16 protein-coding genes and 1 pseudogene are annotated in these 24973 nt (G+C 39.3%); all 17 read right to left on the bottom strand.

Translation table 11 applies throughout. The features are described from left to right. Nucleotides 1-97: 97 nt before the first annotated feature. The 17 genes and pseudogenes from ACRRU2_RS15675 to ACRRU2_RS15595 all read right to left on the bottom strand — a co-directional run bounded on the left by ACRRU2_RS15675 (nt 98) and on the right by ACRRU2_RS15595 (nt 24965). Nucleotides 98-289: a hypothetical protein gene (locus ACRRU2_RS15675; RefSeq protein ID WP_432503089.1), complete on the bottom strand. Its 192-nt coding sequence runs from the start codon at nt 287-289 to the stop codon at nt 98-100. Nucleotides 290-734: 445 nt separating this feature from the next. Beyond that, nucleotides 735-1016: a hypothetical protein gene (locus tag ACRRU2_RS15670; RefSeq protein ID WP_432503087.1), complete on the bottom strand. Its 282-nt coding sequence runs from the start codon at nt 1014-1016 to the stop codon at nt 735-737. A 67-nt stretch (nt 1017-1083) separates the two neighbouring features. After that, nucleotides 1084-3570: a pPIWI_RE module domain-containing protein gene (locus ACRRU2_RS15665; protein WP_432503085.1), complete on the bottom strand. Its 2487-nt coding sequence runs from the start codon at nt 3568-3570 to the stop codon at nt 1084-1086. Next, a complete protein-coding gene (locus ACRRU2_RS15660) occupies nt 3536-6649 on the bottom strand; it encodes a hypothetical protein (RefSeq protein ID WP_432503083.1) in 3114 nt (1037 codons plus the stop codon). The genes ACRRU2_RS15665 and ACRRU2_RS15660 overlap by 35 nt, the downstream gene beginning before the upstream one ends. Further along, nucleotides 6646-7707, bottom strand: coding sequence for a hypothetical protein (locus ACRRU2_RS15655; protein WP_432503081.1), 1062 nt, complete (start codon nt 7705-7707; stop codon nt 6646-6648). Before ACRRU2_RS15655 ends, ACRRU2_RS15660 begins: the two co-directional genes overlap by 4 nt. 232 nt (nt 7708-7939) lie before the next feature. Continuing rightward, nucleotides 7940-8338 (bottom strand): hypothetical protein, encoded by a 399-nt coding sequence (locus ACRRU2_RS15650; RefSeq protein ID WP_432503079.1) that lies wholly within the window; start codon nt 8336-8338, stop codon nt 7940-7942. Then, nucleotides 8339-10177: a DUF2357 domain-containing protein gene (locus ACRRU2_RS15645; RefSeq protein WP_432503077.1), complete on the bottom strand. Its 1839-nt coding sequence runs from the start codon at nt 10175-10177 to the stop codon at nt 8339-8341. Further along, nucleotides 10161-12287 (bottom strand): McrB family protein, encoded by a 2127-nt coding sequence (locus tag ACRRU2_RS15640; protein WP_432503075.1) that lies wholly within the window; start codon nt 12285-12287, stop codon nt 10161-10163. Before ACRRU2_RS15640 ends, ACRRU2_RS15645 begins: the two co-directional genes overlap by 17 nt. A gap of 5 nt (nt 12288-12292) precedes the next feature. Next, nucleotides 12293-13624, bottom strand: a complete 1332-nt coding sequence (locus ACRRU2_RS15635; RefSeq protein WP_432503073.1) for a hypothetical protein — start codon at nt 13622-13624, stop codon at nt 12293-12295. 584 nt (nt 13625-14208) lie between these two features. Beyond that, nucleotides 14209-14946: a hypothetical protein gene (locus tag ACRRU2_RS15630; RefSeq protein ID WP_432503071.1), complete on the bottom strand. Its 738-nt coding sequence runs from the start codon at nt 14944-14946 to the stop codon at nt 14209-14211. An 18-nt stretch (nt 14947-14964) separates the two neighbouring features. Then, a complete protein-coding gene (locus ACRRU2_RS15625; RefSeq protein ID WP_432503069.1) occupies nt 14965-16485 on the bottom strand; it encodes a DUF2357 domain-containing protein in 1521 nt (506 codons plus the stop codon). A gap of 759 nt (nt 16486-17244) precedes the next feature. Continuing rightward, nucleotides 17245-17938 (bottom strand): annotated as a pseudogene (locus ACRRU2_RS15620) (hypothetical protein); the annotation flags it as partial. Nucleotides 17939-19337: 1399 nt separating this feature from the next. After that, nucleotides 19338-19523, bottom strand: a complete 186-nt coding sequence (locus tag ACRRU2_RS15615; RefSeq protein WP_432503068.1) for a hypothetical protein — start codon at nt 19521-19523, stop codon at nt 19338-19340. A gap of 115 nt (nt 19524-19638) precedes the next feature. Next, nucleotides 19639-19857, bottom strand: coding sequence for a hypothetical protein (locus ACRRU2_RS15610; RefSeq protein WP_432503066.1), 219 nt, complete (start codon nt 19855-19857; stop codon nt 19639-19641). Nucleotides 19858-20272: 415 nt separating this feature from the next. Then, nucleotides 20273-21220, bottom strand: a complete 948-nt coding sequence (locus ACRRU2_RS15605; RefSeq protein ID WP_432503064.1) for a hypothetical protein — start codon at nt 21218-21220, stop codon at nt 20273-20275. After that, nucleotides 21217-21738: a DUF6932 family protein gene (locus ACRRU2_RS15600; protein ID WP_432503062.1), complete on the bottom strand. Its 522-nt coding sequence runs from the start codon at nt 21736-21738 to the stop codon at nt 21217-21219. The genes ACRRU2_RS15605 and ACRRU2_RS15600 overlap by 4 nt, the downstream gene beginning before the upstream one ends. Nucleotides 21739-21911: 173 nt before the next feature. Next, entirely contained in the window at nt 21912-24965 is a 3054-nt protein-coding gene (locus tag ACRRU2_RS15595; protein WP_432503060.1) for a type III restriction-modification system endonuclease, read from the bottom strand. Nucleotides 24966-24973: the final 8 nt, after the last annotated feature.

Here is a 24973-nt window from a genome sequence, read left to right as displayed (position 1 = left end):
CCTAGCATTCCAGCGTGTAATTTTTCGTTAACTTCATGTATAGTGTTCGATTGTTCCAAATTTCATTGTCGGATTATATTGGCCTAACCTCTTTCCTTCATCTATTTTGAGCATTCAAATGCTGGCATTTCTTTGGTAGTTGATCTAGTTGGATATTGATTTTATACTCGCCTAGCTCCCCGATACGGGCGGGTTCGACCTTCGGTTTGTTTGGCTTTATAACTTTAGTAACTTCTGTTTCTGGCTTTGCCTGCTTTGATTGAAATAGGGCTACAATTTTTTTGAGCATAGTATAACTCCTTCAATCTTTTGTCCTGGTATTATTCAACAAATTGAATAGGAAGTCCTGCCCGTAAGAAGAAACTGGAAATAAAGTTGTCGGATATTGTAAACCCACGCTGAAAAAAGTAATTCCTTAGTCATATCACTGATTCAGAAAGTGGACAAAGCCGCTGCCTATCCATCGTCATCAAGCCCAAGCCAAGTGTGGGTGCTGGATATAATGAGGCTTGCTCCATACAAAAGAAAGCATCCGGGGGCTATACAAGTCAATCATTCAGCGGCTCCAACGGCATCGCATTGCCAAAAGTCGGATTCGGCCGACTGCTTGGCGCCGCCCAATCAACAGCGTTGTGAATCACTCATCGAACTCGTTCATTGCAATAGGTGGGTTAAGTTCCGTAAAAGTGGCAAATAGATATGATGACTTAATGAGATCATTGAGCTCCAACTTTTTATTGCATCGAATTAAGTAGTGCTTTAGCCTTCTCTCGTGCTGCCTGATTAACTCGGGAAGAGCTTTCTATTACCTTTAACGCTTCAATTTGGAGCCCATTTTCCGCTATTCTTCTGGCTGCATGAATGCACATTTTAATCCCGTTCTCGCCTTTTCCAACTTTTTTCATTTTTTCACGTATTGTTCTTTCGTCGAACCCCGGCTTATTCCAAAACTCAAAATATGTTATATAAACACTTTTCCCACACATTTTCAAGTCAAAATCCAGATCTGTTGCCATTATTCCTTCTCCTTTCGCTTAAAGCGACTAACTTGTCGCCACCTTTTAAGCTTCTTAAAAAGTTCGTTCATATTTTCAATTCTATCAGTTCTTCCTCTAACTCCACTTCAACTTCTTCGTCAAACTCAGCATCGTAATCATATCCGTCTTCATTACCGGATATATATTTTGATAATGAGTTTAGGACCCGCATCGTATATGGAAGAATGGTGTGCTTATCATATGTCAATCCTATACGTCTTAAATGATCTGCTAGAATCGCGAGCTCATCCATTTCCTCCTCGTCCTTTGCTCCTAAAGGAATGTATTCCACAGCCCTTTGCTGAAGCAGCTGTTTCGATGGTGATGAAAACTTTGTTGCATCGTTTGAGATCCCTTTCCATGCACTAGGTCTGCCGCCCACACAGTAAAAAGCACCAATAGTGTCTTTAAATATTCCTGATGCTTTGTTATAGTTTTTTAATTCATCATCGATAATGATTCGATATTGAGGAACATCTTCCGTTGCATTAATACGAATGAATTTTAATCGAGACTCATTGGCCAATCGTTCATTTAGAAAAGGAACTCGATCACGTTGTATTTTGGCATTACCTATGGATCGTAGCCAACCGTTTCTTAATGTAACATTTACTAGTACAATTACTTGCCCTGAACTACGATCTAGTTCATCTTGGATCGCATTTGAAACAAATGCTTCAAACACTTCGCTGCTTCGATTTTCTTTACGTGGTCTATCGAGAAACTTGGCGTCATCCATTTTCAATGCCGCTTCTTGTAAGGTCATCCAAGAATCGACACCTAATATCTTTATACTTAGTTCTGCGTCTACTAGTCTTGAAATAGCAGGTAAAAAATTATTGCCTGCTTTTAAGACAGTTATGGATAGCAATGTTCCTGGAACATTGATTTTATTGACATTATTACTAAACAGACCATAATCATTAAAGAGGTCCAATGCTGCATTAATAATTCGAGACATATCTCCAGCCTCATCTTCTGTTAATGGATAGATAAATTGAGTGAGACGTCCCGTCTTTTTCATTCCTTCCCTGACAGCTTTCTTTGGATCAGAACCTTCTCTCCATTTATCCTTTTCTTCGATTTCTACGAATGCTAGAACCGGATTGTCCTGCCGTTCCGCCCTGGAAAATTGTTTTGCAATTTGATTGACACGTTTGCTTTGAGCAAGTGATTTCTCTTTGTACTTATCTATTTCTAATTCAGCGACTATCTCTTCGTTGCTACAATGAACAAGTTCGACAATAACCTCTTTATTGCAGTTAAGTCTGAAGAGAGAGTCAGAAAGCTCTTCAAGAATAGTAACAGTTTTAGTATCTATTGACTTTTGCTCTGTAGTTAGCACCCTCTTAACCGTATCGAACATTTCATTAGAACTATAAATCTCGATAGTTAATCTTTCTTCATTTGGAGAAACTACTGGAAAGCGAATATCATTCATAGTACGGCCAGTAATGTCAGGAATTAACTGAAGCTCCTTTGCGCCAAAGTTAACTAATAAGCTTTTGACCAAGTTAAACAAGGCGCTTTTTTCAGGAAGACCAATTCCTGCTTTTACACTTTTCCCATAAAATAAATTGTTATTTACGACATAAGCAGTTATTTCGCCGTTTCCTTCATAATATGCCTTTGGATTTACGAGCAACGAATCTGATTCAAATGATTCTCCATTTAACACATCCCAGTATAATCCATCCAAAGCGGTCTCCCATGCTGTAAAGAAAGAGCTGCTTCCATAACGCTTCTTAAATTTCAACTGTGAGAAAGATCTGTCCTTGTTCGTTATATATGGATTTTTAACGGATACAAGTACCGAACAGGCATGCCCGGATCTCATAAAACATTTTCCATCTTTAATTTGTTCTTTGCCCAAATACCTTCTTGTCCCCAGAGAAACATTTAATATCGTTCGACCAGCATCTCCGCCACGGGTCTTTAATTCAAGCCGAATCACATAAGAGAAGGACTCATGACGATTGGACTTTTGAAGCGGATTGGAAATGCACTCATGCTTACCATTAAAAATAACATGATTGAATTCCAGCTCTTCACGCAGCTCATTTCCAAGATCAAGAAACTTGGGTTCTTGGCAAAACTTGATTGCAGCCATACCGGGAATCCACTGATATTTATCTACAAATTGATGGACTTCGCCGAAAGTACAGGACACCCAAGTAGGTTCCAAATCTCTTATATCTTGTGGTAATTCAGAAATCGAAAATCTTTTTAAATGAGCCAACCATCCAAGAGTCAGTTGTTTAATATAAAACTGAGGGATAGGTTTTGTTGAAACTAACCACGGCTGATCATGGATCAGCATTTTGTTATCAGAAGAAACACTGATTATCTCAGGAAATATACTTTTAAGCTTCTTTCCTAACGGTTCGACTTTGTAGACAAGTTTATAACCTCCATCTATACGCTCTTTATTAAAGAAATTACGCCAGCTTTCCGGCATTTTCATATAATAAATGTTTTCCTTATAAAATAAGGTTTCATCAATTTCTAGCGCAAACAGCTCCATCTTCTTCATTACAATTTACCTCCCGAATCATTTTATTTATCCCCTCTATAAAAGGACCATACAAGCTTTCAAATAAAGGATCCCTTTTGTGTTTCTGCATGATTGAAGCCCAGCTATCCAACATCGACATTCCTTCTGGTTTTCCAGCCGGCTTAGCATCAAATTTCGAGTCGCAGTAGAACACTCTGGCATTCTTGCCGCCACGCAATAATCGTCCGATCATTTGCCAAATCGGTATAAACGTAAACCATGCCATAATTTCTCTTTCTGAATCACTCAGAATCGACCAAAAATCAGGTTTTTTATACATCGTTTCAAACTTGGCACTACTAATTTGACGTAATTTGGACACAGCCTTCTCATAATAAATACTCTGCTCCTCTATTCGTTGCAAATATCTAGGCAAATAAGCGTGGAGAATTTGAACCATGTAATTCATGTCGTTAGGAATAGGATAAGGTCGTACTAGGAAAAAGACTGATCCGAATAACGCCTCTCCTTTTTGATCTAGTATGTTATAACCTCTTCCTACTGACATTAGCGGAACAACTAATACTTCAGCCTTTTCTTTATGAAATGATTCAATCATTGATCTTGAATAGTGATCAGTCTCTTGGCTTTTTTCCCTTGATAGAATCATATATCGACCTTCCCAACTATGATGACTACGAAATACTCTGCCGACAGTAGCGACATCGTCATAGGAGTTAACCACCAAGAGAACTCTTCTTTTAGTGCCGTTGCTTTTCCAATGATTCAATTCGTATTGAATATCGGATTTAAGTTGCTGGACCATCTCATACAGATTGCTGCTTCTAGTCTCTTCATCTCGAATTCCTGATACCTCCAGAAAGCCGACTTGACGGACTTTAAGTAATGGCTTGAATGTCATGCTAATTTCCGAGGGTAATCTTTCCGCTTTGAGAACCCATTTTGATCCTGTGCTCAAGTGATAATGTGCTGAATCGGGTGCATGGCTTGTACCGGATAAAAAGATAACCGCTGGCCCTTGTTTCTGATCAGAGTCCTTATAAACACGATACCAGTCATGAAGCAATAATCTGCCTACTCCAGTATATTCAACTAGTTTAAATGCTCCTGTTGATTCCCCATCTTTCAAGTCATATTTGTATCCTATCATTGTGCCTGTCATGGCTTCTTTCATGAATGGTTGATAATCTCTTTGCATTGTAAATAATGGAGAAAAATTAGCAGACATTCCAAGCTTTACTTGTATCATAGTGAAAGAAGTTAAAATGAATTTAATGCATTCTTCCGCTCGGCTTAAATAGATAAAAAACTCTAATTGGGCATAAAACAACTCACGGCTTACCCTTGGTTGAATTGTTCCTTTTAGCAGCTTCTCTGTAATTTTAGTAAGCAGCTTTTGCTTCTCTTCGATATTTTCCGTTTCAATTAACTTGTCAACAATACTAAACAAGGTAGGATCTTGATATGGTTCACTTGCATAATTCAGCAGGTGCTTTCGTATTTTGTTTTGACTTTCTTCATTATCTGAGATTTTGTCGCTTAATGAATCTGCTAGCGCTGCTACTCTAATAAGATTTCTGCTGATATTTTTACGCAATGTGTGAGAATAATCTAATTTGTTATATATCCTCCAAATCATGTGATCCAATTGACGGAGCTTATCCTTCCACTCATTTACTATAGGATCACCAGCAAATTGATACTGTCCGTTAGTCAGTTGATTAGATTCGTTAAATAACCGTTCAAAGATATCTTCTACATTTCCAAACACATTATATTCCGATAGAAAAGTCTCATCGAATTGTTTTTGGACTTCATCGGCTTCGTCTATGAATACGATATCCATCAAATCGTACATTGCTTCATAAATTGTTCTTTCGAGCGGATCTATCATAGCCGGTATTCTTGTTTTGAGAACACTTGCAGACGTAGCCACCCATACATCGGCCTCGGCAAGTCGTGAAAAATCGTGATAAACTCCACAGTGATTCGCCAATGGGCATTTCACAAATTTATTGTTTTGCTTTAGCTGAGTGCAGGGAAATTGATTGTTCCGTTCGTAATCCTCAGATAGTGCCTTAAGTACGCAAACGTCTGATAAGTGTTTTAAAGCTTGAAATTCGTCCTTAGACCAGTCACTAGTTTCAAAAATCTCGCTAGAGTTTGCAAATAAAAAGTTTTCTTGATGTGACTTCCTTGATGACTTACCAATGATCGGAACAGCATTTATACCTAACTCACGGAGAACTTTGACACGCTCTATAACTTGAGAAACACTGCCTTCTATAAACCCAATTCGGGCACCTTCCTGCTTCACAAGGCGATACGTTTCCATAAGCATGAATGTTGATTTTCCTGCCCCCAGAGCACCGCCAATATGCTGGTTTCCTTTATATACAAACTCACTAGCCCAATCTATAGACTCCAGTGCAACTGAACTTACTCTGTTCTCCCATGCCGAAGATTTACCAACGATTTTATCCATTTCCTTTGCCAATGAAAGTCCATTGAACGGCAGCTCTAAACTTAGTGTCTTTTTCTCACGATAGGAGGGCAGCAAACGTCTTTCATTTTCAATTAAAGTTTCCGGAATGCTTCCAAAAAAGCTTTGAGCTATCCCTCCTCGTATAATTCTTGAATACTCGAATTTCCCCTGAATGGCAAATGGGATATCGTTGATTTGCCTTGGGATTGGTTTATTTAGAATTTGTTCATAGGTGGTAATCCTATTGGTTAGAAATCGCGGAATCAGTTTGCTGGTTCTTCTCTCTTCATCGATTTCAAATATTCGATATTTCTTATCAATAGTTCGATAGGCTTCAACTCTTCGGGTCAGTATCTTCTTACTTCTTAACTCAGGAAACAGTATTCTAAGACGGACTATGATATCCATACGCTCGATGTTCTTTAAAATCGGTTCATCATAACCAACCAAAATTGACCAAGCTTTATCTATATCTAGTAACGGTTCAATCAAAAGACAACCCGTAATAAATATTTCTGTACTTATTATTGTTGAGATATCGGCTTTTGGAAGTTCTAGAGAAAAAAAATCCTTTGTTATATCTCCAGTTAAGTCCCAAAATGTTTTTCTCATAAAAGCACCCTCTTTAACATTTTGTCCACTTCATTTTCCATAATGATATTAATAAATTTCTCCGTGTCTTCTTTTAGAAGTACTGAAGCCCTTTTGCCGTAGGAGGGAAATAATATGTTTCGATACTCAGGAACAACGACGTATACTTGATGGCCATACTTGTCCAAATATGTTAGTGATTTTTGATTGAAGAAATTTGCCAGTGTTCTTGGATCTTTGAAATCTTTTACATCAAGAAATATTTTGTTGTTGTTAAGTGAGACAGCGAGATCATATTCATCAATGTTGGGAAATAATTCAACTCCATATCCTTTCCGTTTTAAGAAATCAGCAAGCTTCATTTCAGACATTCCAGGCAACAAGACGTATCTCTGTATACCGGGGAGCAGTCGGTAGACACGATTATTTTCAAAGTCGAACTGTTCAAACATTTCAAAATCAGCCAATGCATAACATATATTTTCTTTGTTGCAACGCCATCGATCATTCTTATATTCAAGTGTCCATCCACAATATGGGCATTTCCGAAAATTAACCAAGAGTGTAGTCACCTCTTCATAACATTGGCGAACGAGTGTACTCAATTCACGATCACGAAACGACTCAACGAATTGAGCAAGTTGGAATGACGATAATACAGCGTTTTGGGAATGTGACAGAAATGTACGGATTTGAGCATACTCTGTCTGCAATTTCCGACTTTCATCTCTACAGAATTGTAAAATGGCATACATATTTCTCTGCTGCGCTTCATTGGGAGAGATATACGTGTTTATAAAATCCTCCGCATCTGGAGTGATTCCAATGAATTCCTCAATCACTGGTGCTTCGCCTGGGTAATACTCTATTAATCCCTGTATTCCCCATTCATTTGATGGCTTATGTAAAATTTGAAGTAGTTTATGTAATTCGGCAGGAATCTCACCTCCTGATCTTGCAACTTCTTGTATAAACATAAGCATTCCCTTGTGAAGCTCATCCGGGATTTGCGCATAGTTATTTGGCCATTTTTGTAACCCAATAATAAGGTAATAAAGCATATTTTGAATTTTATTCAATGGACACACTCCTCGAAAGTACTTAACAATAATTGTAACCTAGCCATTTGACAACAACTTGTCACCGAATGTTTGTTCTATATAAAAAAACGTGTATTAACTTGGCTCTTTATATATTGCCAAATTAATACACGTTCTCTAAATACGGAATAATGCAAATGATCAATTCATTATTTTGTCTAGCTCGAAATGGCAAGGGTCTCTCCTACACATCAGTATATAATCCACCAAATTATGTCTCCAAATCATAGAAATAATGATCCTTAACAAAGTTAGCCCACAAATATTCAAACTGTCGCAGGCTTTCATCGTTTAGGTGCGGGAAAATGCTTTGCAATTGCTCAAGCAGGCTGTCATTTAAGGAGACAAAGCCTCCGACTAGTTGATTATCCTCCACGATAAGCAGGAACAGCAAATGGTTTTTCCCTACAAATTTTGAGGCATAAAGATTAGGAGTTGGTTTCACAATGACGAAACGAAAAATCTCTTTGTCTCCCCAAAGCTCATAAAATGCGGTGTTTTTGTTGCCTGAGCAGAAATTGATCCCTTTCTTGTTGACATCCATTCGCACTTCCGGACCTATTAAATACTCCTTCTTCAAGAGCCTTTGCAAATCCTCGTCACTGGACATTTAGATCACCTTCATTTCCAAGTCTTCTGTGGCGTTTTTCAAAAATTCTACAATAAGCTCCCTGAGAGCCTGATAACCAAATGGCTCCTCGTCCCCGGCCGGGTCAACAGGTGTAATTTGAACAAAAGCAAGCGTCTTATCCATCTTCTCAAAGTATGGATCTACTTCGTTCTGCTGCGGATACACGGCAACCACTTTGCTCACTGCATCCCGTTTCATTCGTGACCGGACCGGCTTCTGCACATCGTAATGCCATATTCGTAAATAGTCATTAAGCTGTTTCGTAACATCCGTTTCCTCTAGATCATTCCACAAATAAGCGTAACGGCGATACTTGGCATCCAATATAATCGTACTCATGAATTCACCGCTGCTCTGATAGACAGAAATACGAATATCCGGCGCCCGCTTTATATTCGCTTTAAAGTGGCTGACGCTTTCATCAGCATGAACTGCAATTTGGGTATCGTATGCCAATTCAACGTAGTAATCACCTCTTGGACTGTCAAATCGTAGCAGAGTCTCTGGCACCAGGCTGCCGATGGTCATTTCGGGATTCGCATAATCTGCCAGCCAGCCACTACTCCAGCTGAGATCATCCTCCAGCAAAATATCGATAACCAGACATAGCACATAATACTCAAACAGAAGCGAGGTTTTCTTGTAAGGAAAAGTTGACTTCGCGGACGTCTGATGAGTCTCCATCGACTTAAGTCCCTTGTAGAATCGATATACCCAAGCATAGCGCTTATCCTTTAGCATGCGCTGCGTAGGCTTCGGCTGATTGAACTGATGGGTCGTCTTAACCATGCTCTCCGTTTGTTCATAACGCGAGAACTGTCCAATATATTTGTTCACCTCGATCAGATGATCATCAATAACTCTAAGCATATCCTGTGCATTTGCCAGCTCACGCTCACTCTGATTAATTAATGCCTGCAGCTCCTTACGACGGGCATCAAAGCCATATTGGCTTGTAATCCGATTGAATCTCGTTCTATAATCACCCAAATCCTTCATCTTCTTGGCCATTCTGCTTTTCTGTTCTCTGCGATTCAATTCGAACATCAGCTGTGCTTTCTTCAGCTCTTTCTTGGTATAGCGAATAACATATTTAATCCATCGATTCTCTGCGGTGTCTTCTGTTAACTTTGCATGTTTTTCATAAAAATAAGAAGGCACCATCGGATTGGAATTTTTGGCGGAAGCACGCTTGGTCAACCATCTTTGACTTTTCGAATCCGGTTTGCGTGAAAAGGATCTTTGGGCATACTCCTGTCCCACATCCTTGGCAGGGTCCTTCATAATATCTTCCAACTGATAGTGAAGCTTGTTCATCTGCTTCCGAATTTGCTGATATACCTTAAGCGCATGCGGCAGCAAATCTCTTTCGCTTCCGATAGAACCGCTTCTGCGTTCCAGCACATTATAAGCTAATCCGGACATCTTCATCTCCAAATACTTTCGAAGATTCAGCAACTGATCCCATGTCATCGTTTTGGGCTGAATGCGGTACAGCGTTTCATAAGCGCAGCCTTCAATTTGAACTCTAACAGGATAGTCGCCTGGAACCAGCATATCGTCAGAGTCTCCATTGACATTCACCACCAGCGCACAGCCTGGCTTAACGATTTGAAATCCATCAGTATCGTAAGTCTCTACAAGCAACTCGTCATTGGGATTGGAAGACTCAAAGCGAAAACGCATTGCGCTATATTCCTTTACTGACCTAATATCATCACCGATCTGATCGTGCGGATAAAGCGTTAAAGACTCGCGCTGGACCCATATCCTCTCATAATTCAGCACGTCCAAGTATACTCTAGGATGCGTAATCATTGATATGCAGCTCCCTCGCCTTGCGCTTGATTTCCTCAATTGAAAGTTTGAAATGGCTTATCGTCTGAGCGTCCTCTCCTGTGAACAAGTCATACAATTCACTGCCGGTAGGAACGCTCTCTTGACTTGCAAGCACGCCGATCAGATCTCCATACTGCTCTACTGAGCCTCTAATCTTTGTCAGAATTCTTTGCTTCACCTGCAAATCAATCGCATCCTGCCGCTCAATCTCGGCTTCTTGATTATTACCCAACGGAATATTATTCAAATACATGCCAATCCTCTCCAGTGCTCGAAAAGAGACGCCTTTTTGTGTGTCAAAACGCTGAATCGTTTCATGCAAACTGTCAAAGAAGCCGAGCTCGCTCTCATTAAAAGCTGACCAAGTATCCTTATTAAAGTTCCAAGCGCGATATGTCTCTCGATTGCGATACAATTCTGCAAAATCATCACTCATCTGTTCTTGAAGCTCGCGCGAATCCGTAATCGCCCGCTTATGAGTAACAAACTTCATTTTACGAGGCATTACGATATTGGCCCGATCCAGCAGCCGATCTGAGAAATCCTTCGTCGTCTCATCCATATTTGCTGTCCCGATAAAGATCACATTGTCCCCGATCGGAATCGTTTGCGGATACCTAGCCTGGTTATGACATACGCTGTCCTTGCTCCACAGTTTCAGCTCTCGATAGCTTTCTTCCCCGTCCATTTCGAGAAGAGAAATGAATGGCGCAAACCAATACTCAACCTGCGAAAGATTCATCTCGTCAAAGACAACCATGTGCATTTGGTCTCCATGGTTTTTAGCGTGAATTAGAAAATCGACTAGTCCCGTTTCAGAAGGAATATATAAGCCCGCGCTTGAATTGTGATAGCCTATAATATCCTCTGGCTCTGTATACGACGGGCTAATCGGCAATACGAGAAGTGTTCCTTCCTCCTTGGAGAGCCCTAATGTTTTGGCGTAAAGCAGCGCCAACTGGCTTTTTCCAGTACCGCTCATACCCGACAAAATTGTCATCGGATTCGTCTTGACACTAATATGAAAGTTCACAAGATCCTTACGTTCATAACACAGTCGTTTAACGAGAGCGTTTCTCTCCAAATCCAGCAAAAACTTCCCTTCTAGCTTTTGCACATCAGAAGCCGGACGAGCAACTGGCTTTGCCGACCTCGCTATCGAATCGTTAATTACTTTCGGTGCCATAACTTCAACTTCAGTGGCTGTGATTGAAGAAGAATTAGCAGAAGAAGCTTCGACAGCAGGCACTTGCTTCGTTTCTTCCTCGATCATAGACTCACTTGAGTGCAGCTTTGTGCCTTCTGATGCAAATTGATCATGCAGACCGATTAAGTATCCCGTCTCGACGAACACAAGATGGTCAGGACTTGCAATCACCTGATGCTTATTAAGCTCATCATCATTTATTCTAAGCTTTATCACCTCATCAGGTGATGTATATAGCCAGCCATTCTTCCTGGAAGAATCCTTTTTCCAGCCATCCACAAACGAGTATATGTAATTGTCACTTATTGCATAATCAGGTTGAATCATATTGTGATAAAAATCTTTAAAGTGGATAACCTTCGACTCCTTGATCGACTCTTCAAATTTGCTCGCTCTCTGATAAATTGGAATTGGCATAAACTCTGCATCTAGCGCAATATTAGACGACATATCTTCTAACGATATGATGTCCAGGTTTTTGAATACTTTCCCATCCGAAGTGAAGGTGATTTTAGGTCGAAATACAATAATCTTACCTTCTAGTTTCTCTTTAATCTTTTGTAACTTTTGCTCAATATCTGTTGTATAGGTATAGCTCATATTCGACAAGTAGTTTCTGGGGAAAGATTCCTCCATACCTATATAGACTGTAGACAAAGCCTTTTCTTGAAGTAAGTAATCAAGCTCAATAATGGGTTCTGGCTGAAAACTTATTGGATTGACATAAAAGCATATTTTAAAAGCATTGCGCATTATGGTAACTGCAGCATTGGGATCCTCTCCAGAATTCGGAAATTCATCCGGGTTGGTAGCTAATACACCTAACATATAGTTTTGATTGCATTCTTGTAGCTGAGCTCTAAACTTCCTATCTTCTATCATCGTTCTTATACCTCCATCAATTGTCTTTTATAATGTCCGATTAGTTCTATCATTTCCTTCTCATTTCTTGCTAAAAAGAAGACTGGTTGAATATTATGCTTTCGGCAGAAGGTCTGAAGCGTTTTAATAAGCCTGGAGTCTAACCCATCCCGCTGAATATAAAGCTTGGAGTAATCTTGAAGTTTACTTTTATATTGGCTCCATTCCTTAAAGTTAATCGCCGTAATCTCAGGGTAAATCGTATGAAACATATGGAATTCCCCTGTGTACACAACCGCAAATTCAATATAAGAGCCTTCTCCTCTGCACTCCTCAATAAATCCCTCCATCTTTTGTTTAGCAGTTGCTTGCTGAAGCCGAGCTTGCTCCCACTCACTCTCATGCTGCCTTTTCGAACTCTCGAAAATCTGAGCCAACTGCTGCAACTCCTCTGCCAATCTGAGCTTCTCATCCTCTAGCAATCTTCTTTCTTTATCAATCAGGCGGCGGTTCTTATCTTCCTCCTTAAGCTTTTCCGAAAATTCCTTGTTCTCTTTCTTTAGTGTGTCGTGTATTTGCTGATATTCTTCGATAGTTTGACTAATCTTCTCCAGTTCTTTACTTTTTTCTTTCTGCTGGAGCATCAATTGATGAGTAATCAAGAACACCAATCCCGTTCGAATCCACAGTTGTTCATGGGGATGTGTCATCGCGTACGCATAATTCACGAGATACAGCGGATCATCCTTGAACTCATTCTGTCTGTTAAGAAACTCAACGAGTGACAACGGTTCGACTGCAGCAATTACCTCAGCGAGTCGTTTATGTTGCCTATCATCGAGAAGCCGATTAATTTGCTCTAATGCGTGATCAACTGAATGATCCTTGAAATAAGCAGAGGTTGCTTGTAAATAGGCCTCCGCTTCTTCTTGAGTCTCAAATGCCGTATGTATATCAAATAATGGTTTTTTGTTCTGGATATTGTTAAATAGTTGGGTGAGCATTTCTCTGACCGTATCGGGTTGGTAGGCAAGTGCAATGGCAAATTTTGAGTAATCCGGAATTTCACTTGCGTTAGCGAGAAAGAGGAGCAACCCCTTAGCATCGTAGGAACCGAACAATTCATCGTTTTTTTGATTTTTATAGGCTGAAAGGTGTAAGAAAAATGGATTTATCCTATCCTTCTTTTTCCTTTTCATATTCATCGTTTGTCCGCGAAAAAAGTTGCGGATATGAATTTTCTTCTGCTTTAAGCTTGGACTTTTACTGAACCCAGGCACAGCCTCATTAAATTCTCTCAGAATTTGACTTGCTGCCTTATCATCAATAAGTTCAACAAATAAATCGATTTCGTTCATGTTCATTGCTCCTCTACTAATCTTTCATTGTTCTTCTGTCTCACTCACATAGAAAATTGTACCAAATATGCAACTGAAGAACTACTAATATTATTTTTTTCATTATATTCCTTCAATTTACAATCAGGATTCCTCTGAGAGGATGATTCTTGTACTACATGGAAAAATATATCTTATTTCTTTGACATTATGTTGTCAGCGAACAAATGTTCTAAACTCTATCCTTGAGGGAATAAAAAGCACTCCTGAAACAGCAAATAAGACGCCGATTCGCTCAGCGTCTTACATTAATTAGAAACGATAACATTATATCGAGGTGTTTTTTCAATGTTCTTAGTCAATAATGCTATCCAATCGAAATTTAATTTTTGTTACGACATTGAAAATTGGGGCATCAAGCTACAACTTCATAAATCGATACCCCATCATATGGTAGCCCTTAACCCTTTTCTTATACATGCTCATCAGCATCGGGAATTGCATATCTATATAATCGTATATCTGCACATCTTGTTTGCTTTGGGGATTATGATGAAGCCGGCCCGCATATTGTTGGGGAGTCCCTTTCCATGAGATGGGATGCCTTACTTCTTAAACCAAGAAACTTGACACCTTGGTGCGCTCTTACGGAAATCGTCACAACTCATCACACGGAATTGATCAAGATTTTCGAGATAGTGTAATTCTTCCGTTGTTAAGTTTTTTGATAGAGTATGAAGGATAAACTTACTGGCAGCTTCTCTTGCACCATCAATCCCTTCCATTTTTATGAATAATGGGAACTCGTCGTAGATTTGATTGAAAGCTTTAACTGCTAATTTATAAGTAAATGGCTTGGTAGGTCCAGTTTTGTAAGTCCATATTTCAATCTTTTCTTTAGTTGGAGGGTCAGCAGCATAGTTGCTACTCTTAAGCTTCTTTTTTCGAGTATTTTGATTAATTTGACTTAAAACAAGATGTCTCTGTTTCACTTCTTCAATAATTTCAAACGAATCGGCTAAATTTTCCCCATAATAACAATAGGCGACACCTGAAGCATGCAGTTCATTACGATCATCATCAGTGAGCTGCCAAAGTGACGGGAATTCGGTTTTTATTTCAACATCATGGATCTCAATAAAAAGGCGTCCATTTATTCCATGGGATATTCGAAAGATTCTCGCTTCTCCTCTATGCCCTATAGGAAAATAAGAAAAGTCTTGATCTGATACGTGTTGTTCTTCAATTTGGGGTGTAATAATTTTCATTCGAAGCTCGTTTAGAACTTCAGGGTCTAGTCCCTTTCCAAGTTGTTCACACTTACTAACCAAGGGTGTTATCATAAATGCCTCTCCAATCCCTTAAGATAAAAGTACCTCTCTGATCCATTCTCTAAGAACTATATTCTCCTTCATGATATCTAAACTGATAGCTCCTACACCATTTTGTGAAGAATCTGGATTCGAGGAAAAAAATGTTTTCGTTGAGCATCCATCGATAACTGGATATATGGCTACTGCTGCTTGAGAGTTACGAATTGCATCACGGTAAACATGCATTTTGTAGATATCCTCTTTTAGAAAATCGGACTCCAAAGTATTTTTAAACTTCGCATCTATATGAACCCATTTCCCATCCCAATGAATGCTTATATCGGGGCGGAGTTCAGTCGAGTAAGACTCTTTTCCTTTAGAAAAGGTTTTGTTGTAATAAACAGAAAGAGTACTATGTTTTAATTGATAATCTACTCTCGTCCCTTCTTGAAGGATCATTCCGGAAAAATCAGACGTAACAAAACGAATACTGCGTTTGTTTAATTGCAGAGAGATTTCGATAGCATCCAGTACTTCAAAAAAGCACCAGTATTCAAACAGATCCGAAATCTTTTTCGACTCGACCAATTCTCTCAACTGACTTGTTTCCAAAGGATAACAGGTTCCTTGAATAAATCGCTGATAGAACCCGAACCATTGTCTGTAGCCTTGTTTACGCTGCAATATGGTACTATTACCTATCGATCCTTGAAAACGCCCGACTTCCGCAATCCAGGGTACAGCCAACATCTGCTTGAGATAAAGCTTCAACAGCTGATTCTCTTCTTTCAAATGATCGATACGATAAATAGAACGGCTACGATGGGCTTGCTGAATATATTTATCCATCCAGTCGGTTAGCTCTAATAATTCAGTCAACTGCCATTTGATCCATTGATTTTCTCTTGTATCGAAATGAATTCTTTTTATTACCTCATTAACTCTGGTTGGGAAGCGTTCATTCATCCGCTGAGATATCACTGTTTGAGCCAAAGGGTGCTGCTTGGATAAGCTAGTCAAGTGGCCGTTAACGATCATATCCATAAAACTGTTTTCATTGAGGTAAGTTGCTAACCATGGATCATTCCAACGTTTGTCTATAACGACTTGCGTATGAGGCTCCCTTTCAATCGATTCCCAAGCCTGCCTCATTCCATCTTGATAAAGAAATTGATCACGAAAAAATACCCACTGGTGATATTGAATTTGCTGCTTATCCCGATATGAAGTATCTGCGCTTTGTTTCGATTCCGCGAAGTGGTGAAACGGCAAAGCAGATAATCTTCCACTAATCGATAACCAAAGCTGGTGAACCCTGGATTCATCCCATTTATATGATAACAATCGATAGGTGTCGCCAAAAACATTCACCCAACCTACCCTGTTCTTAAACTGCAACTGATAGAAATTTTGATGGATGCTTGTAAGTACTGAAGAATAATTGGATTGTATATATTCTGTTACTTCATCCGAAATTTGCTCCAATTCAAGTAAATACGTTTCAAAATCATATAACACCCGCTCATTATATGGCTGATTATTTTTAAATAACTTATATGTTATATTCATGGTCGTTTCACTACGTAATGAAGCTGCAATATCCAGTTCTTAACAGTTGTCGATGCATATTCTTGATCTTCTCCGTTGAACGGGGAAAACGGAAAAGCGAATAATCTTCAACTTCTTCATTGATGGCAAAAGGAAGTTCTTCATAATCATCACTAAGGCAGAATCGGAACATTTGATTTAGCAGAGAGTCCATTTGGGCCCGGTTACCGTGCAGTTTGGGCAATATTTTTTGGAGAATTGCCATATCAAATAAGTCATCATCACTCCAACGTCGATCTTCTGCCATCTGATCAAGGAAAAAGAAAATTTCATCAAAAACACGATAACCAAATAGATGGCCTTCCTTCTTTAACAATTGATTAAATTGATCGGCTAGCTTCATTTTATCTTTTCTGCTCGCAATAGCTGTAGTAATTAAGAATTGTTTACTATATAGACCGCGATGGAAATCACCCTTTTGCGTGAACCATTCTGTCATTGCTTGAACTGAAGTTACTGATGTATCTATGGTTTTCTTTTCTTGATCCTCCCAATAGGTTTGAAAATTTATTTCATTACACTCCAACACATGCGCACGGTCCAATACTTTAGGGCTGAACATATATGTCGTCTCATCAATATTGACGGTTCCGATGAAATAGAGATTTTCCGGAATCTCCAAATCCGTTGGCACGCTATAGATCGTATTATCTTCATCTACAAAAGATATTCCTTGTTCAAACTCTTGATGCAACGAGATTTTTTCCTGAATAAGATTACTATCTTTCGAAACCCGACGGCTCTCCAAACAACTTAGAAAATCAGAAAAATAGTACTCGACCTTAGCTAGGTTCATTTCATCAAGAATGACAAAAAAGGGCAGCTTCGGATGTTTTTGCGCCCTAAGCATTATTTTCAGCATCTCGGTCACTTGATATTTTTGCAGGATTGGATTGTAGTATCCCAGTAATCCCCGATGATCCAGCCAGTCCGGGCGCACGGATAGGAAACACCACTGTTTCACAGGAATAATTTCTTTTTCCGGCTTACTCTTATAAAATCTGATGCACTGACCGTTCTCAAAAATTTGCATATATAAAGAGCTTCCAGCTTGAAAATGGTTCTGCAGCCATTCATTAAATTGTTTGCGAAATCCTAACCTGGTATGGCCTCGTTCTTCTTTTTTTATTAATGCAGGTTCGTTCATTTGATCGAATTGAAGAATGATTTCTTGTCCTTTGTCCAAGTCGGGTAATTCCAATGTTTCCATAATCGCTACTGGGACAATCATTCTGGAATAATTGAAGTTGTAAGGGTGAAGCGTATACTCAAATACATTTGTCGTTTCGGCCTGGAGATTTTTTGGTTTTGATATGGACATAAATTCGGCGAATAGTTGTGCAATTTTGGTTTTCCCTGTCCCTGAAATGCCTGATAAAATAACAAAAGGCTTTGATTTAAGCGAATAAATAAATCTGGCTAACAGTTCTTTAGAAAAATGGAATTTTCGACTTCTTACATAATTGTAAAACGCATCAATCATATTGATTTGATTTTCTTTCTCGAATCGATCATACAGCTGCTCCCAAATTTCTTGGCCATTTTCTACTTGTTCATATACGGCCTCCCGTATGGTTTCAAGTTTGGTGGAATCGATTATGCTCAAAGTCTTATTTGGAAATATTTTGTAATCAAAATATATTTCCCCTTCAAACAACCACTCCACCTTTCTTTTGTTAGGGTAATGCTCATCGTTATCCCATTCATAATTCCCGTTAAATCTCCCAATGCCAACAATACATTTTCCGCCGCGGTTAGCAAAAACTACATCTCCAATTTCAATATCATTATGGAAAGCCCACAATGTAAAGCTATCATTCATTGGATTATAGTCGATTTCATAAACCTCTTTGTATTGCTCTACCAATTCCTCCTTGGTCTCATATTGATCTAAATTCCCAAGCTCGGGCCAGCCTATAAAAATATTGTTATGCTCTAACGCCGTATTCCATCCCTCCGCGTCTGGTCCGGGCGCTATTTTCCAGCTTCTGATTACTCTTGTCATGGAATCATTCCTATCCTCGATTAGTGAGTCTGATGATATTTGCGGTAAGCCAGGAATAAGAATATCATTCCCTTTTCGAAAATGAGCTTTCACCAACGTAGTCGCCAACATATTTTTAATGAAATGTTCCATACCGTCAACAAAAGCATTTCGATTAATGGACCATGTTCCTAAGCCCAGTTTATTTCCTTCCACTTCGCATCCTAACTGCTCTAATATGGAAATGGTATGTTTACGGCGTAATTCATTATTTAGTCCACCATCCCTTTGGGTATAACGGATAGGAGTCTCGATCAAAACCTCTTCAGTGGTGACTTCTTTATCGGGGAATAAGTGTTTTAGACTGACTTCATGGTGGTAATTGTTATTAACGTATCCGATGATGTAATAGGATTGCCCATTTGAGAAAAAACTGCGTTCCCAACTACCCAAACGAAGCATTACGCTGTAATGGCCATATGTATAATCTTGATCCGAGATTTCTGCAGTAAATGAAAGCCAATGGATGTTACCATCGTCTGTATTGGATATTTTATATTCTCTAAATTCAATTTCCGCTTCACCAATATGAAGGGGAAATGGTTCAAACTGATAGTCCTTTAATTGTTGGTATATCGCTATTGCTGCTTCATAATCTTTCATTTATTACATCCCTCCGTGTTTCCAACTTTTTCAACATTATGACTTATCCTATTCAAAAAAATTCCAACAATATGGTTATCTCCAGAACTGGTCGATCCAGTCCCCCTTATCAGTGGATAATGCTTTTTCAATTTGGGTTATTATCAGAATAGTCTCCGTAAATTAATCAATCGTAGGGATTGGGTTTAAGTATCATTCCTGGATTGACTAGAGAAAGCATATATTGATGCTCCTCAAAAGTGTCATTCAACTTGGATAGCAATGCGATATCCGATACTATAGGAATGACCTGTCCATCTTCATATACACCCGTAGGAACCGCTCCTTCTAATATCGGGATTGCAGATTCCATCCGAATATATCCTTTATGTCGTCTCATGGTCTCAACTATCGGGTCTACATCTCTACCAACAACCTCTTGATAGAATGGGGTTACAATTAACGCCAAACCATCCACAAATCGATTATTATCTCCTAAAAACTTTTCTTACATTTCCAAAAATAAATGGCCCTTTCAATAGTTTTTTCGATTTCTGCTTAGAAAGCGCTTGAATCGCCGATGCATACATATTCCGAATATGCTCATTAATCAAGTCTTCACTTTTATCATCTAAAACAGATAAATCAAACTGGTATGTCCAGCCTTTAGACTTTAGAGCTTTTTCAGTCAGTTTAACTGTTTGCATTGAAACAATCTCCTCTCATCTGCTTCTACTATTAGTATAAACCTATGATAAGACACCCATATGTCACGAAACATATGTTCTTTTAAAAAAATAATCCCTGTTTCATTTCGTCAAAGTTCTCGAGGGTGTTCTAATATCCTAATTAATTATTAAAAAAGAAACAGTCCCCCAACAACAGAATGTCAGGGGACTAATGGGTCTTGTATTTCTCTTAATAGAGAAATGATAAATGGGATAAAAACCCTAATTATGAATGCTACACCTCTTATTCGGTTTCGTGTATCCCCCATGCTTCCGACTGTTTTCGGTGGTTTTGTGACCATAAATATGACCATTGTAACATTTCACAGTATCTGTTGAATACGGAAACTAAACGAACAAGAAGGGGCTATATCAGACACCCTTTAGCACACATTCATTCCTCATCTTCGACGTCGTTTAAAGTCCACGATACTTTTTCTTGTCCGGCGGAGCTTCGGGTAATAATTTTTAATAACTCCGCACGACATCTTTTATCAAGATACCCTGCAGATTTTGAAACTTTATCTTTAACTATCCTACCTACAATTTTGTTTCCATCAACTGCACAAAGCTCAAAGGATTTTGTTCTTACGTTAATTCCAGTTAATCTTCCTTGAAGGATTATCTCTTCCTCTCTCGAAGTTAATCTCTCATTAAGAATGGTGAATATCTTATCTGCCTTATCTGGGTCAAAAGATATCTTTGTTTCATCATTTTGAACTTGTGTCGTAGTCCAATTAATTTCTACTGGAACATTTAAATCACGTATACTCTTAGTCCAGTCCGTATAATATTTTAGGGTTCTCGTTCCCAATGATGAGATTGCGTCAAGTAATGGTTCTTCATCATCGGAAGCATTGAATAGACTATAGAGTTCTGAAATAATCTGATGTTGAGGCACTTCATCCATGGACATTTGGTTTTCATGCTTCAAGTCAATAACTGCAATAAACGATCCTGCTTTAACAGTCTTAAGCACCCACGAATTGCGTTCAATAATATCTTGTGGAATTGGACCACGGTTACTTGGCTGGTTGAATAATGTATTCGCAACACTATCAGTAAGTGCTTGCAAACCACCAAGTATTGTTGTTAGTGTCCTTACAGGTATTTGTCCAGAAGGAAGATCTCTTGTTTCTAATCTAACCTCTAGTTCCTCTGAATGGCTTCGCACCTCTTCATTAAATTTATTTTTCAAGTCGGTAAGTCTCTGCTGTAGCGAAGCAATCTCTAAATTTGAGATATAATCTGGTAACCCTATAGCTTTATGATTCGCTTTGCAAACTTCAATAATTTCTTCTGTCTCTTTAATACGATTTGTTAGCTCATCGAAGGCGTTCATGGTTTTACACCTCCTGCCGTTATTGATATCAGCTCTTGCTGTTCTATCTGTATCATTCCCTTTGGTTCCCGGGATCTATCAAAGCCGAACTGTCCCATCCAATAGGTCTGCATTATTGTATGATTCTGTTGTGGAAAAGTTTGCAGTTGTTGCGAGCTCCAATGTTCAAATGATAAACAAAGATAAGCATCACAATCATAACTTCTGGAAACACGATTAATTAAATCTCCAAGTATAGCAGCTTGTTGCTGATCCTGAATATCCTCGGGATAGTAGAACAACACAAGATCCATATCATTAGGATCAATTTTTTGGGTAAGATAACTTCCATCTAGCCACACATAACGTGGTGGAAGGACTTGAAGTAATTGATCAAGCCACTGTCTGAAATTATTATATATTACTGTCCGGCGAGTTGAAGTTGAAAAGTCATATACAAATTGCTGTTCGAACTCATCTAATTTATAGGTGTGAATCCCAGGTGTTAGATTGCCATTCGGCGAGAATTGTTGTATCATATCCTGTTCTCCTCATTTTTCCCATTTCCACATTATTCTATCCCCTAATTATAACCTAGTGCATAATACTGTCAACGCTCTTTAATAATTGTCAAGATAAAACATCTCCTGTTGTCCTACTAATAAAAAGCCGAGGATCAGCAAAGATTGATCCCCGGCCCAATATAGTATTATTACCCTTTAACAACCTCCATTAACTTCTCATAGCTGTTAACCACATCATACTTCAACTGATCTGAATTAAGTTTGGCAAAATGTCGCCGTGCACATTCAATTTTTGCCTTTTCGACTTCACGCAACTCCATAGAATCCAGAGAGCCTTTTGTCTCTGCAATAAAGTAAATATGCTTGACGTCGCCTTCTCTAAATACAATTGCCCAGTCTGGATTGTAGTCGCCGACTGGAGTCGGAATGTAGAAGCCTCGTGGCAGCTTGGCGTAAATGTGTACTTCCTTGCTTGTATCCAGCTCTTTGGCAAATTCCCGCTCAATCTTCGAGTCTGTTACTACATAGTCGTAGATGTGCTTCTCAACAGCTATCGCATTTTGACCAAGCTGTCCCTTCAGCGTGTTCTTCGTGAACACATCCGTATCGAATGTATTATTGATCACATCATAAGTGATGGATTCAATGATGGTTGTCGCTTTTTGTTCATTTATCAATCTGGATGCCCGGAGTATAAATTCCTCAGGATTCTTCTGAAACAGCATGAATTTAGCCTGTGTGATGCCTTTCAAGATAGCAGCGATCGTTTTCCTAGTGAGCTTTGTTTCATCCATCATCTTACCGATCAAGTCGTACTTAATCTTCGATGTTGCAGGTCCGTGAACGTATTCTGTCTGCGTCTCTCGCTGTATAAAAGCTCCACCTTGCTTCAGTTGATCACGGGATTCAATCTCGTTCATTTCCCCGTGCTTGATGGAGTAACGTATGGAGGGTACGTCTAAGCTCATATCAATCGCCATAACACACTTCCGTACCAACTCTTCTGAGTCGAACTGAACCGTGTATACCGATCTCTTATTGATCCGGTTCCATAATTCCTTGAACTCTTTCTTGTAAAAGTTGCTGTTCACTGTAATGGATGGTATCGTATTTTTCCGATCGTCATTCGTCATATCCGATTTGCCTTCAACGTAGATCGATTTGACAAGTTCGATAAGCTGCTCCTGATACCCATTCAGTTCATCGGGCAGTTTGACGGATTGTTCTTCTACGGCAGCAAAGTAGACATCCGTCAGATTGTAGTCATCATCCGTATAGCCGTTACGAATGAATGCATTTTGCAGCTTGGTCGCAAGTCTATCGTCGATTTTCAATTGTTCACCGTGGGCATTCACAAGGACTTTTTCCAAGAAGAAGCCATTATCTGCCTTGCGTGGTCGATCCGACAACGTAGCAGCAATTTCACTTTGAAGTTGCTTGGCAAATTGCTCGTAGGATTCACTAGCTACAACAGTCAAAGCATTGATCTCATGAACGTCAATGCCCGGAATACTTGAGTCAATTCGTTCACCAGATTGATTCACGCAAAGTCGCAGTCCACGGCCAACCTCTTGACGCTTCTTGATCGTGGACTCGCTATGCTTGAGTGTGCAGATCTGGAATACATTCGGGTTGTCCCAGCCTTCTTTCAACGCTGAGTGGGAGAATATAAACCGTGTCGGCTCCTCGAAGCTGAGAAGTTGCTCCTTATGCCGCATGATCAGATCGTATGCATCGACATCATCAGAAGCGGTTTCTCTGGCTGATACTTTAGAGTCAATAAACCGACTGCTCTTTTTATCGATCGAAAAGTATCCCTTATGCGTATCCTTCACTCGGATTGCATTCAAATATTGAATATAAGGATCATCCGCAAACAGTGACAATTGTTCATTCAGGAGTTCCATGTATTCTTCTTCAAAAATATCCGCATAATCACCGTTCTGTTCATTACCGTCTTTATCATACTGCCGATACTTGGCAACTTCATCAATGAAAAAGAGCGATAGCACTTTAATCCCCTGATGGAACAATACCCGCTCCTTCTCGAAATGAGACTTCAGTGTCTCCCGAATCTGGATTCGACGGAAATGAAGTTCACTGACATCTCCCTGTACGTCTCCAGCGTACAAGGAGACACCATTAGTGAAGCTAATACTGTTATTCTGTCCGTTGATTTCAGATACTTGGTAGCCTTTATACTGCTCTAAATTGTCGGATAGATCATAGAGTCTATCGCCGGTTTTAATCTTCCTTGATACTTTGGTTAATCCAGTTTTAGTACGTTTTTCATATTCAAGTCGTGCTACAGGAGCATGCTTGTCGCTGACATCAATGCCTTCCAGGTATACGTAACTGTTCGTTCCACTTGTACCTTTGACCGAGATGCCTTTAACGCTAATCTTCTTGACCAGCTTCATGTTGTACGCATCCAAAGCGTCAAGACGATAGACTTTGTTGTAATCTTCCCGATGAGTTGCCGAATATCGAAGCGTAAACAACGGTTTGAAATCTTTCAAAGCCTCTTTTGTTTTCTGACCTTCCACAGATTGAGGCTCGTCGATGATCAAGATCGGATTGGTGCTCGCAATAACATCAATTGGACGCCGGGAGTTAAAGTCATCCAGTTCCATTGATATTCTTCTTGCATCCTTACCCCTCGCATTAAACGCCTGAGAGTTAATAATCATGACGTTAATACCAGCATCACTGGCAAAATTCTCGATGTGATGCAACTGCTTCGAGTTGTAAACAAAATATCGAGCTTTGGAGCCATACTCCGCCATGAAGTGATCTTCAGTGATCTGAAATGTCTTAAGCACCCCTTCACGAATAGCGATAGAAGGCACGACGATTATGAATTTGCTCCAACCATACTTCTTATATAACTCGAACATGGTACGGATATAGGTGTATGTTTTACCCGTACCGGTTTCCATTTCTACTGTCAAATTGAATTTGCCTTCAAGTCGTTCAGACATTTTTAATCCATTATTACGTTGAGTCGATTGGATGTTATTCAAGACTTCCTGATCAATCAACTTAATAGGATTGTTTTTGAATCCATATTCAGACTCATTGCCTATTGTTTGTTGAAATAGATCACCTATTTCCACGCTTTTCTGCCGTCGACCTTTATCAAGCGTAAAACGAGAGGATTCGTTGGGTTGTCCTTGAAATACGTCAACAATGCTTTTCACAGCATTCAATTGGAACTGTTGATGTTTGAATTTAATTTTCATCGCTGTTC

Source organism: Paenibacillus sp. GXUN7292 (genome assembly GCF_050864975.1).
In the GTDB taxonomy this organism is placed as follows: Bacteria; Bacillota; Bacilli; order Paenibacillales; family Paenibacillaceae; genus Pristimantibacillus.
The sequence above is the reverse complement of the archived record's forward strand: the minus strand, read 5'-3'. Positions and strand labels throughout refer to the sequence as shown.

Coding starts and splice junctions, on each gene's coding strand:
- ACRRU2_RS15675 (WP_432503089.1), bottom strand. CDS start 289: ATGCTCAAAAAAATTGTAGCCCTATTTCAATCAAAGCAGGCAAAGCCA.
- ACRRU2_RS15670 (WP_432503087.1), bottom strand. CDS start 1,016: ATGGCAACAGATCTGGATTTTGACTTGAAAATGTGTGGGAAAAGTGTT.
- ACRRU2_RS15665 (WP_432503085.1), bottom strand. CDS start 3,570: ATGAAGAAGATGGAGCTGTTTGCGCTAGAAATTGATGAAACCTTATTT.
- ACRRU2_RS15660 (WP_432503083.1), bottom strand. CDS start 6,649: ATGAGAAAAACATTTTGGGACTTAACTGGAGATATAACAAAGGATTTT.
- ACRRU2_RS15650 (WP_432503079.1), bottom strand. CDS start 8,338: ATGTCCAGTGACGAGGATTTGCAAAGGCTCTTGAAGAAGGAGTATTTA.
- ACRRU2_RS15645 (WP_432503077.1), bottom strand. CDS start 10,177: ATGATTACGCATCCTAGAGTATACTTGGACGTGCTGAATTATGAGAGG.
- ACRRU2_RS15640 (WP_432503075.1), bottom strand. CDS start 12,287: ATGATAGAAGATAGGAAGTTTAGAGCTCAGCTACAAGAATGCAATCAA.
- ACRRU2_RS15635 (WP_432503073.1), bottom strand. CDS start 13,624: ATGAACGAAATCGATTTATTTGTTGAACTTATTGATGATAAGGCAGCA.
- ACRRU2_RS15630 (WP_432503071.1), bottom strand. CDS start 14,946: ATGATAACACCCTTGGTTAGTAAGTGTGAACAACTTGGAAAGGGACTA.
- ACRRU2_RS15625 (WP_432503069.1), bottom strand. CDS start 16,485: ATGAATATAACATATAAGTTATTTAAAAATAATCAGCCATATAATGAG.
- ACRRU2_RS15615 (WP_432503068.1), bottom strand. CDS start 19,523: ATGGAATCTGCAATCCCGATATTAGAAGGAGCGGTTCCTACGGGTGTA.
- ACRRU2_RS15610 (WP_432503066.1), bottom strand. CDS start 19,857: ATGCAAACAGTTAAACTGACTGAAAAAGCTCTAAAGTCTAAAGGCTGG.
- ACRRU2_RS15605 (WP_432503064.1), bottom strand. CDS start 21,220: ATGAACGCCTTCGATGAGCTAACAAATCGTATTAAAGAGACAGAAGAA.
- ACRRU2_RS15600 (WP_432503062.1), bottom strand. CDS start 21,738: ATGATACAACAATTCTCGCCGAATGGCAATCTAACACCTGGGATTCAC.
- ACRRU2_RS15595 (WP_432503060.1), bottom strand. CDS start 24,965: ATGAAAATTAAATTCAAACATCAACAGTTCCAATTGAATGCTGTGAAA.